The 11,722-nt window shown below is 59.0% G+C and carries 8 protein-coding genes; all 8 read left to right on the top strand.

What is annotated here, in order from left to right:
* The first annotated feature begins 88 nt into the window (after positions 1-88).
* The 8 genes from RBT76_11615 (at position 89) to carB (ending at position 11,614) form a co-directional block, all read left to right on the top strand.
* A complete protein-coding gene (locus RBT76_11615) occupies positions 89-1,366 on the top strand; it encodes an alginate export family protein (GenBank protein MDX9858430.1) in 1,278 nt (425 codons plus the stop codon).
* A gap of 37 nt (positions 1,367-1,403) precedes the next feature.
* The gene (locus RBT76_11610; GenBank protein MDX9858429.1) at positions 1,404-2,738 is read left to right on the top strand and encodes a multiheme c-type cytochrome; all 1,335 of its coding nucleotides are present in this window, start codon (positions 1,404-1,406) and stop codon (positions 2,736-2,738) included.
* Between the two features lie 8 nt (positions 2,739-2,746).
* Positions 2,747-4,258, top strand: coding sequence for a NapC/NirT family cytochrome c (locus tag RBT76_11605; protein ID MDX9858428.1), 1,512 nt, complete (start codon positions 2,747-2,749; stop codon positions 4,256-4,258).
* Positions 4,259-4,297: 39 nt separating this feature from the next.
* A complete protein-coding gene (locus RBT76_11600; GenBank protein MDX9858427.1) occupies positions 4,298-4,975 on the top strand; it encodes a Crp/Fnr family transcriptional regulator in 678 nt (225 codons plus the stop codon).
* A gap of 87 nt (positions 4,976-5,062) precedes the next feature.
* A complete protein-coding gene (locus RBT76_11595) occupies positions 5,063-5,830 on the top strand; it encodes a 4Fe-4S binding protein (GenBank protein MDX9858426.1) in 768 nt (255 codons plus the stop codon).
* Between the two features lie 5 nt (positions 5,831-5,835).
* The gene (locus RBT76_11590; protein MDX9858425.1) at positions 5,836-6,981 is read left to right on the top strand and encodes a 4Fe-4S binding protein; all 1,146 of its coding nucleotides are present in this window, start codon (positions 5,836-5,838) and stop codon (positions 6,979-6,981) included.
* A 302-nt stretch (positions 6,982-7,283) separates the two neighbouring features.
* A complete protein-coding gene (gene carA / locus RBT76_11585; protein ID MDX9858424.1) occupies positions 7,284-8,402 on the top strand; it encodes a glutamine-hydrolyzing carbamoyl-phosphate synthase small subunit in 1,119 nt (372 codons plus the stop codon).
* Positions 8,399-11,614 carry a carbamoyl-phosphate synthase (glutamine-hydrolyzing) large subunit gene (carB, locus tag RBT76_11580; GenBank protein MDX9858423.1) on the top strand — a complete coding sequence of 1,072 codons (3,216 nt, stop codon included), beginning with the start codon at positions 8,399-8,401 and terminating at the stop codon, positions 11,612-11,614. The genes carA and carB overlap by 4 nt, the downstream gene beginning before the upstream one ends.
* Positions 11,615-11,722: the final 108 nt, after the last annotated feature.

The following is an 11,722-nucleotide window of genomic DNA, read 5'->3' as shown; positions in this document are numbered from 1 at the left end:
CAAGTTTCCAGCCGCCCTGCGAACCGATCTTCTGCCCGGAGACCTGCGGCTCCAAAGCCGCAAAGGGCAACTTGAGTTGGAGGAGTGTATGAGGACAGCAACCGCCGCCGGAGTGGTTCTGGTGATAGTCTGTTCGTTGGCAGCCTCACCCGCAAAATCCAGCACCGACCTGACGGTATCGGGTCAGGTACGCGCTCGTGCAGAATTCGACGATAAGGCCTTCGGCGCCACGGTCCGGTCGCAGTCGTATACCGATCTTCGCAGCAGGCTCGGAGTCAGGGCTGTGGTCGACAGCAACACAATCGCATTTGTCCAGATCCAGGACAGCCGCCGTCTGGGAGGCCGCGATCCGTTCGGGAATAACACGTCCGGGACGCTCACAAACGGCGTAAACGTCGATGTGCACCAGGCGTATGTGCAGATCAATCACCTCTGGCGCGACGGTCCCGGACTGAAGGCCGGTCGATTCGAAGTGAATCTCGCCAATCAGCGACTGTTCGGTTCCGTCGGCTGGAGCAATGTCGGCCGTTCATGGGAGGGCGTGACCGTCTGGTATGAGCGGGCACATTCACGGGTCGAAGGCCTGGCGCTCAAGGCACGCGAAGACAACAGCAATGAGGGCAATACCGACTCTGATATTTACGGAGTAACGGCGTCCCTCCCCAAGCTGGGTATTACCGGTTTTGGCTTCTACGAATATGATGCGAAGCCGGCGGCGACTGTGCTGCCCGCGCCGCCCACTACAGCCACTAACCTGTTGGATCGGTTCTCCGCCGGATTCTACTTAAAGCGTACGGTCGGTCGGAGCGACGTGGAACTGACCGCAGTGTACCAGCTTGGCAGTCAGGCAGGTGTGTCGGCAGGTGAGCCGCCGACATACGATATCGCGGCTTTTATGATCGCCGGCGAGGTCGGGTATACCTTTGACGCCTCAACGGCGCCGCGCCTTGCGGCCGGGATTGACTATGCTTCCGGCGACGACGATCCCTCCGATGACAGGATAGAATCCTACAACAATCTGTATTACACGGCTCACGCTTTCCGCGGGTACATGGATTATTTCGTTTCCTCGGCCTCTCAGGGGCTGCTCGACGGCGTGCTGCGTGGCAGTCTGAACCCGACCGCCGGCTGGTCGGTCAAAGCAGACCTGCACTATTTCCGGACGGCCGTCGACTATGTGGACTTTCAAGACAGGATTACAAACGAGGTTGGGATGGAACTCGATTTGACCGTATCCACCTCGCGCGTGGCGGGTGTCACCATCACCGGCGGCGGGTCGGCGTTTTTCCCGGGAGAGTCGTTCGCCGGAATTGCCGACCCCGAAACGGGCCTGTGGGGCTATTTGATGGTGTCCGCTGATTTTTAAGACAAGGCAGAATGTCGTTATCATAAGGAGTGTGCATATGCGTTTGGTTATCGTACTCGGTCTCGCCCTGTCAATCGGTACTGGTCTGGGACTATCGGTATCGGCGCAGACATCGGCCGATGTCGCCGGAAAGTGCATGACCTGCCACAAGGAAAAGTCCCCCGGCCTGTACAAGCAGTGGTTTATGAGCAAGCACGGCGAGCACAAGGTGACCTGTATCGACTGCCACGGCGCCGATAAGGGCGACGCTGATGCCTTCACGCACTACGACGCGTTGATAGCCACACTGGTTACGCCCAAAGACTGCGCGACCTGTCATGAGAAAGAAGCCGCCGAAGTGCAGGCGTCGTATCACGCAACGGCGGGTCAGATCCTCGAGTCCAACGACGCCTATCTGGCTCATGTCACTGCCGGATCGCCGGCCGCAATCATGGGTTGCGAGAGCTGCCACGGCGGCAAAGTGAGAATCGATCCCAATTCACCGAACAAGCTCGACCAAAAAAGCTGGCCGAATTCCGGCATCGGACGGATCAATCCGGACGGGTCTCTGGGCTCGTGCAATGCATGCCACACCCGCCACAGTTTCTCGAAAGCGCAGGCGCGCCAGCCGGAGGCCTGTTCGAAGTGTCACCTCGGTCCCGACCATCCGCAGAAGGAGGTCTACGAGGAATCCAAACACGGCAACGCCTATTATACCAACATAGAGCACATGAATCTCGCATCAGACTCCTGGGTAGTTGGCGTCGATTATTTCGAGGCTCCCACCTGCGCCACCTGCCATATGTCGGCGACGGTAGATCAAAAAGCAACACACGACGTCGGCAGGCGCATCAGTTGGACGTTGCGGCCGGAGATTTCGGTCAAAAAAGACAACTGGCAGACGAAGCGCGCCAACATGAAAAACGTGTGCACCTCGTGTCACGGACAGGCCTTCGCCGACGGACACTACTACCAGTTCGATGCGCTGGTGGAACTGTACAACGAGAAGTTTGCCCGCCCGGCCGGGGAGATCATGAAGCTGGTGTACGCCAACAACGTCCTGGAGAACAAAGCCAGTTTCTCGAATGATATCGAGTGGACGTACTGGGAATTGTGGCATCACGAGGGGCGCCGGGCGCGGCATGGCGCAGCCATGATGGGACCGGACTACACCTGGTGGCACGGTATGTACGAAGTCGTCATGCACTTCTACTTCAAGTTGATTCCGCAGGCCCGGGAGTTCAACAATCCGGCGATCAACGCCTACATCGACAAACTTCTGACCGAAGACCCCATGCACGCGTGGATGAACAAAGAAACGGCAGGTCTGAAGAAGTCAATTCGCGACGGCCAGATGCAGCAGATGTACGAGACCTTCTTTGAGAAACGGTAGGCTGATTCGTGCTCCAGAAGTATATGAGATTCGTCCGGGGCGTCGCAGTCAACCGGATCGGACTGGTGGGGGTCGTGCTGACGACCTCCTCCTTCATAACGTTCGTGATCCTGGAACTCGCCCGCCTTGCCGGACTGCTCACCAACGCATATGTCGGCCTGGTGACCTACCTGCTGTTTCCCGCTTTATTCGTGGTCGGCCTGATCCTGATACCGATCGGCTGGCGGCAGCGCAAGCGCGAAACCGGTCGCACGACCACGGAGTTGCTGTCCCAGCAGTTTGAGCCTGATGATACGAGGGCGGGGCTGTTCGGGTCGCGCATCGTGATGACCATTGGCCTGTTTACGCTGGCCAACGTCATCTTTCTCGGAGCGGCCAGCAGTCGCATGCTGGGATTCATGGACGAGCCCGAGTTCTGCGGCACCGCCTGCCACAGTGTGATGAATCCGGAGTGGGTGACCTATCAGGACTCGCCGCACGCCCGGGTCAAGTGCGTCGAGTGTCATGTCGGCGAGGGGGTCGGCGCCCTGGTCGACAGCAAGCTCAACGGCACCTGGCAGATGATATCGGTGACCTTCGATCTGCTGCAGCGCCCGATTCCCACCCCCGTGCACCAGCTTCGTCCTGCCCGGGAGACCTGCGAGAAGTGCCACTGGCCCGATAAGTTTTACGGAAGCCGTCTGGCGACCTTCGTCAGTTACGGCGACGACAGCCTGTCAACACCGAAGTACACGACGCTCAATCTCAAGGTTGACGCGGGTCGAAGCGGGACGAAGAGCGGCATTCATTGGCACGTCGCCGCTGAAAACGAGGTCCGCTATGTGTCGGTCGACGACGAGCGTGAGCAGATGGTGTGGGTGGAAGCCCGGCAGGCCGACGGCACGTACAAGCGGTTCACGAACCGATCGCTGGTATCAGCAGCCGACACCGATACGCTGACCGATCCCCGGACAGTTGATTGTATCGACTGCCACAACCGGGCTACCCACATCTACGAGCGCCCGGACCGGGCGCTTGACAAACGTATCCGACTCGGTCAGCTGGAGCGGAATCTTCCCTTTCTTCGCCGCGAGGCCATGTCGGCACTGACAAACACGTATGCCGACTCGCTGGCGGCATACGAGGGAATCGCTAATCACCTGTACGGTTTCTACTCGAGGAAACATCCCCAGGCGGCGGCCCGACAGTCGGCTGCGATCGACAGCGCCATCGACGTGTTGCGATCGGTCTACTACCGCAATGTTCACCACGGCATGAACATCACCTGGGGAGACTACCGAAGTCACATCGGGCATCAGGGCAACAACGACGGCTGCTTCCGCTGCCACAATCCAAATCTGACCGCCGAGGACGGCTCTTCTATCAGCAGCGATTGCACCATGTGCCATTCCATCCTCGCCCAGGACGAGTCGAGACCGTTCGCGTATCTCAACCCGCCCGATACGGCCGACACCGAATACAAACTGCATCAGTATTTGCAGGACGAGTTTCTTCGGTTTATGGAAACTCAGGCTGAGTAGGAGCTTGTAATCAATGACGTAATTGCTTATTCATGCGGCATGGACGCCGCCGGCCGACTCAAATCCTGCCCTCTCTTCGTCGAACTCGACGAGCAGGAAATCGCCGCGCTGACTTCGATCGTCAGCTATCGGACTCTCCCGAGAAACGCCGTGCTTTTTCTGGAGGGCGATCCGGCCACGGGCTTTTTCGTGTTGATCAGCGGAGGTGTGAGGATATACAAGGCGTCGCCCGACGGCAAGGAGTACACTCTGCACCACGTGCGACCCGGCCAAATGTTTGCCGAGGCGGCGATTTTTCGAGGGCGGGGCTTCCCGGCTAATTGCATCGCTACCGAAAACTCCGAGGTCGCCTACTTCCCGAAGGGAGGATTCGTTGACCTGCTCGCCCAGTCACCGGGCATCGCCCTGAAAATCATCGGCAGCCTGTCCAACTGGCTGCGTGAATTCACGAAGAAACTCGAAGAACTGTCGCTTCGGGAAGTGCCGGCTCGCGTGGCGTTTTATCTGCTGCGACGCGCTGAAACCGCACAAGCCGACACCATCAACCTCGACACCAGCAAGACCGAGCTGGCAGCCCAGCTCGGCACCATCCTCGAAACCCTCTCCCGAACCTTCCGACGCTTTCGCGATGCCGGCATTATCACTATGAACGGCAAGCAGATAACAATACTCGACCGGAACCGTCTGCAGGCTGTCGCAGAAGGCGAAAAATTCTGACGGCCTTGACCTAAGTCAAGGGATATCGTAGACCAGTTTCCGACACTTTAGGCAGGCAAAAGAAAGCTGCCGAGTGAAGGAGACTTGATGCCCGTCCGCGATATTGTCAGGATCGATGAAGACAAATGCGATGGCTGCGGCGACTGCGTCACGGCCTGTGCCGAGGGCGCAATCCAGATCATCGATGGCAAAGCGCGCCTTGTCAGCGAAGTCTACTGCGACGGACTTGGCGCCTGTATCGGTAACTGCCCGCAGGGGGCGATCACGATTGAGCGACGGGAAGCCGCCGAGTTCAGCGAGGCCGCCGTCGAGGCACATCTGACCGGCCGCGGCCGGCCACAACCGGAACCAATCTCGCTCGGGGCCACGCGCGGATGCCCCGGGACGATGGTGCGGACGTTTGCACCTCCCGCAGCGTCAACCCGGTCCTCCTCAGCCACGGCTTCCGGACCGTCGGCGCTGCGTCAGTGGCCGGTGCAGTTGATGCTGGTCCCGCCACATGCACCCTATCTCAAGGACGCCGACATTTTGATCTGCGCGGACTGCTGTCCGTTCGCCATCCCGGATTTTCACAGCCGCTTTCTGGCCGGACGAGCGCTGTTGGTCGGTTGTCCAAAGCTTGATGATCTGCAGTTCTACTTACAGAAACTGACCGACATTTTTGCGCTCGCGGCCCCGCGCCGCATCACGGTTGTCAGAATGGAAGTACCCTGCTGCAACGGGCTGGCACAGATCGCCAAAATGGCGCGGGACACGGCAGCTCCGAGCGTCCCTATCGATGTGTACACGGTCGGCGTTCGCGGCGACATCAGTACTCATCACGATCCTGCGTCCGGGCAAGGGGAGGGCATGTGACGCACATGACGGAGACCCGCATGGATTCGGCCGTTTTGCAGACCGCTCGACAAGGCAATCGACCAAAAGCGATTCGCAATCGCGAGAAGTCCATCCAGAAGATACGTTTCGCGAGTCAGACGTCGTTTGCCGCCCTGTGCGTCTGGATCGGCGTCGAAATGCATTTCTTCGTCAAGTACCTTGAATCAGACGGCCAGGCGGCTTTCGTCGCGAGACCTCCGGGTGTCGATGGTTTCCTGCCGATCAGTTCGTTGATGAATCTCTACTACTGGTTTCACTCCGGGGAGATTCACCCGTACCATCCCGCCGGGCTGTTTATTCTGCTGGCGATTGTCCTCATGTCGCTGGTGTTCGGCAAGTCGTTTTGTTCGTGGCTATGCCCTGTGGGACTGATTTCCGAGATGGTTGGCGATCTTGGAAGAAGGCTGTTCGGACGTACGCTTCGCATTCCGCGATGGCTCGATTATCCGCTCAGGAGCCTGAAGTATCTGCTGCTGGCGTTTTTCGCCTACTCGATTTTCTTCCTGATGAACGAAACGGCCCTGCGCCTGTTTCTGGACAGCCCGTACAATCTTGTGTCCGACATCAAGATGTATTACTTCTTCGCCGACATTTCGCGATTCGCGCTCATCGTCATCGGCGTGTTGCTTCTGGCGTCGGTCCTCATCCGCAATTTCTGGTGCAGGTACTTGTGCCCATATGGTGCGCTGCTCGGGTTGACCTCGCTGCTGAGCCCTCTCAAAATCACCCGTAACCCGATCTCCTGTATTGACTGTGCGAAGTGTGCGAAGGCCTGTCCTTCGAGCATCAAAGTCGACAAAGTCAAGACTGTCGTCTCCGATGAATGCACCGCCTGTATGAATTGCGTCGACGTTTGCCCGGTTGCTGACACCCTGTACCTGCAAACGGTGGTCTCGCGCAGGCGAATCAACAAGCGAACGGTGGCAATCGGCGTGGTCGGTATCTTCCTCGTCGTGACAGGAATCGGCATAGGTACCGGCAACTGGCAAAACGACGTGACCCATCAGGAATATCTCCAGCACCAGCAGTTCCTGCACAGTTACGGGCATCCGACTCGCACCGAAGACATCTCCCGGCTGCGAGAATCGGGCAATAGCGGTGACGCATTTCACAAACAGGCCGGGCCCTGATTCGCCGATCGACACGGCCGCATTGACCGGCCGAGAATAAATGTTGACAGCCGCCTGATTATGGATATTATGTGGCCATGTTTGCGACGCAACGTTTACCTGCGGTCACGGCCATTCTGACTCCTCCTCCACTTCAATCGACAGGCTCTGCCCGGCCTGTGCCGGGGTCATGGCGATTCTCCTGTGGTTCGGGAGATGGTCGGTAGGCCGTCGTACTGCCTGCCGAACCGTGCCGCATTCAGTCATTTCCCCTTTTTCTCTCGAGCATGGACGCCACCCGCTCTCACCGATGAGGAGATCTCATGTCATCACGCAGCACGCTGATTCTCGAAGATGGTACCATGATACCCGGAGAGGCCTTTGGCGCCGCTCAGGACACGGCCGGGGAAGTCGTGTTCAACACCGGGATGGTGGGCTATCCCGAGACGCTCACCGACCCGTCATATCGCGGGCAAATACTGGTCCTCACGTACCCGCTCATCGGCAATTACGGTGTTCCCCGGCCACAGACCGATTGCTACGGGCTGCCGGTCGGATTCGAGTCGAACTCAATCCAGGTTGCCGGGCTGGTAGTGTCCGAGTACTCGACACGGTACAGCCATCACGACGCCGTACGCAGCCTGTCCTCCTGGCTTGAGCAGGAAGGTGTTCCCGGGCTGTGCGGAGTTGATACCCGCGCCCTTACGCGTCACCTGCGCGACCGTGGCAGCATGCTCGGCAAGATCGTGATGTCGTCGGCCGGTTGTGAGTTCGTCGACCCCAACACCACGGATCTCGCAGCGCAGGTGAGCGTGAACGACGTCGTGCGGATCGAATGCGGCCGCGAAAATGCGCCATCAGTTGTTCTGGTCGACTGCGGCTGCAAGGCGAATATTGTCCGTAGCCTGCTGTCGCGCGGCCTGAATGTGGTGCGCGTACCGCACGACCACTACTTCCTTACCGTGGATTTCGACGGCCTGGTCATCTCCAACGGGCCCGGCGACCCCAGGATGTACTCGGAGACCACGCGAAACGTAGAGCGGGCGCTGGCAATCGGCAAACCCATTCTCGGCATTTGTCTCGGAAACCAGATACTCGCACGCGCTGTCGGCGCCGAGACATACAAACTGAAGTTCGGCCATCGGTCGCACAACCAACCCTGCATCGAGCAGCGCCCAAACACCGGCGGATCTTCCGGTTCACGGTCCCCCAACGCCGGCCGCTGCGTCATCACGTCGCAGAACCACGGGTATGCGGTGCGCCGCGAAGGCCTGCCGTCCGACTGGCGCGTGTGGTTTACCAACGCCAACGATGGTACGGTGGAAGGAATCCGTCATGTCAGCAGACCGTTCGCTTCCGTCCAGTTCCACCCCGAGGCAAAGCCGGGTCCGGTCGATACCGCCTGGATATTCGATGACTTCGCGCGCGAGGTTTCGCGATGAGCGAGTCCCACGGCGACGGTCGCTCACTGCCGAACTCCGTTCTTGTACTGGGTAGTTCGGCCCTCAAGATCGGCGAGGCCGGGGAGTTCGATTACTCGGGCAGCCAGGCGATCAAAGCCCTGAAAGAAGAAGGTGTTCGCACCATCCTCATCAATCCCAACGTCGCAACGATCCAGACATCGGAGGACTTCGCCGACGAGGTCTATTTTACGCCGGTTACGCCGGAATTCGTCGAAAAGGTCATCGCACAGGAACGACCCGACGCAGTTCTGCTCGGCTTTGGCGGTCAGACGGCGCTCAATTGCGGTGTCGAATTGTATCGTCGGGGCGTTTTCAGGCAATACGGTGTCGAAATCCTTGGCGCCCCGGTTGAATCGATAATCGATACGGAAGACAGAGAACGATTTGTCACTCGGCTGCAGGAGATCGATGTCACGACGGCTCGGAGCATTTCGACAACATCAGTTGACGAGGCGGCCGTGGCGGCGGAATCGATCGGGTATCCGGTGATGGCACGGGTCGCGTACGCTCTCGGCGGTCTGGGTTCAGGAATCTGTCGTAATGAAGATCAGGTGCGAGAACTGGCGCGACGTGCATTCGCACACACCGAACAGGTACTCATCGAGGAGTATCTGGAGGGGTGGAAGGAGATCGAGTACGAGGTTGTCCGCGACCGGTTCGACAACTGCATTACCGTTTGCAGCATGGAGAACCTCGACCCGATGGGCATTCACACGGGGGAGAGCATCGTGGTTGCGCCAAGCCAGACCCTGTCCGACGACGAATATCAGATGCTCCGGGAAATTGCCATTCGCGTCGTGCGGCACCTCGGTATCGTAGGCGAATGCAACATTCAGTACGCTTTGTCTCCGCTTGAACGAGCGTACCGGGTGATCGAAATCAACGCCCGCCTGTCGCGAAGTTCGGCGCTGGCATCCAAAGCCACCGGCTATCCGCTCGCGTTTGTGGCGGCAAAACTGGCCCTGGGACGGCCGCTGACAGAGATCCACAACTCGGTTACTCAGGTAACCAGCGCGTGTTTCGAACCGGCTCTTGACTATGTCGTGGTAAAAGCCCCGCGCTGGGATCTGAAAAAGTTCGCAGGTGTCTCCCAGCGGATCGGATCGGCGATGAAATCGGTCGGTGAGGTCATGGCAATCGGCCGCAAGTTCGAAGAAGCGCTGCAGAAGGCCCTGCGGATGCTCGAAACCGGGGCACGGGGAGTGGTACTGAACGAGGGTATGACGTTTGACGACGTGCGGAAATCGCTCGCCGAGCCCACCGACCGGCGCATTTTTGCAGTCGCTGAAGCAATGAAGTCAGGCTTGAGCGTCGATGAAATCCACGCCATAACGCACATCAATGTCTGGTTCCTCGATAAGGTCGCCGGACTTGTTGCGCTCGAACGAGAATTGCGGGCGGCCGGTCCTGGCGGTCTGAGTCGAGCGTTACTCCTGCGAGCGAAACAGCACGGCTTTTCCGATGCACAAATCGGAGCCGCCGTCGACAAAGACGAGTTATCGATCCGCGAATTGCGCCGGACATTCGGTATCCGGCCGTCGGTCAAACAGATCGATACGCTGGCTGCCGAGTACCCGGCACAAACCAACTACCTGTATCTGACCTACAACGGTACGGACGACGACGTCACGTTTGGTCAGGAGGGGAGCGTGATGATTCTCGGCCCCGGCGCTTACCGGATTGGCAGCTCAGTCGAGTTTGACTGGTGCTGCGTGAATGCCGCCCGCACCCTCCGGCAGCTCGGGTACAAAACGCTCATGGTCAATTACAACCCGGAGACGGTCAGTACCGATTACGACGAGTGCGATCGACTCTACTTCGACGAGCTCTCATTTGAGACGGTCTCGGAAATCTATGACCTCGAGCAGCCCATGGGCATGATACTGTCCGTCGGTGGGCAGATTCCCAACAGCCTTGCGATGCGTTGCCACCGGGCAGGAATGCGTGTGCTGGGCACGTCGCCGCGCGATATCGACCGCGCCGAAAACCGCCACACCTTTTCCCGCCTGCTCGAGGAGTTGAGCCTTCCGCAACCCGATTGGCGGGAACTCACGTCGCTCGACGACATTTATGGATTCGCACGCAACGTTGGATATCCGGTTATCATCCGGCCGTCGTATGTGCTGTCAGGGGCGGCGATGGCGGTCGCAGGCACGGACGACGAGTTGCGAACCTATTTGAGCAAAGCCGCCGAGGTTTCGCGCGATCAGCCGGTCGTCGTCAGCAAGTTCATCGAAGATGCAAAAGAAATCGACATCGATGCAGTCGCCCGCGACGGTGAGCTGGTCTGCTGGGCGGTGTCGGAGCACGTCGAAAATGCCGGCGTTCACTCCGGCGACGCCACCCTCGTGCTTCCTCCGCAGCGCACCTACCTTGAGACCATGCGACGAATTCGCCGTGTGACAACCCAGGTGGCGCGGTCGCTGTCGATCAACGGTCCGTTCAATATTCAGTTTCTCGCCAAGCTCAACCAGGTCATGGTGATCGAGTGCAACCTGCGGGCCTCGCGGTCGTTTCCCTTTGTCTCCAAAGTGCTTAAGAGGAATTTTATCGATACCGCGACCCGGGTTATAATGGGACGACCCGTCGAACCGGCCGACCAGTCATTTCTCGACCTCGATTATGTCGGGGTGAAGGCGCCGCATTTTTCCTTCAGTCGGCTCGACGGCGCCGATCCGACTTTGGGCGTCGAGATGGCGTCTACCGGCGAAGTCGCCTGCCTCGGCTGGGATTTCGATGAGGCGTTTCTTAAAGCCCTCGTCGCGGTCGGGTTCCGGTTCCCGATCCGGCGCGTCCTGCTGTCAACCGGGCCCCTCGAAAGCAAGGCGGCCTTCATGCGCGGCGCCCGCCAACTCGAAGAAATGGGTGTGACTTTTTTCGCTACCCAGGGCACCGCGGACTTCATGCGTGCGGCCGGACTGACTCCTGAGATACTCCGCTGGCCTCTCGAAGGCGGTTCCCCCAACGCTCTTGATTTCGTGCGAGAGCGGAGGGTCGATCTGGTTATTAACATCCCCAAAGACTACCGAAAGGAAGAGCTCACCAACGACTACATAATTCGCCGTGCGGCCGTCGACTTTGGCGTGCCGCTGATCACCAACCTCCAACTTGCCCAGCGGCTCGCCGAGGCTTTGTATCGGGTCCCGATCGATCAACTGGCGGTGCGAAGCTGGTCGACATACGGTCGCTGAAGCGTCTTCCTGCCGCTTTCGCAACCGGTGACCGGGCGATACCGGAGACAAATACTCCTCGATTTGGGCGAACTCCATTATCCCGCACTGCTCCGCTTAATGTTGCGG

The sequence above is a fragment of the Candidatus Zixiibacteriota bacterium genome (assembly GCA_034003725.1).
Lineage (GTDB): Bacteria > Zixibacteria > MSB-5A5 > GN15 > FEB-12 > WJMS01.
Note: the sequence above shows the minus strand (reverse complement) of the source record. Positions and strands in the feature narration are given on the sequence as shown.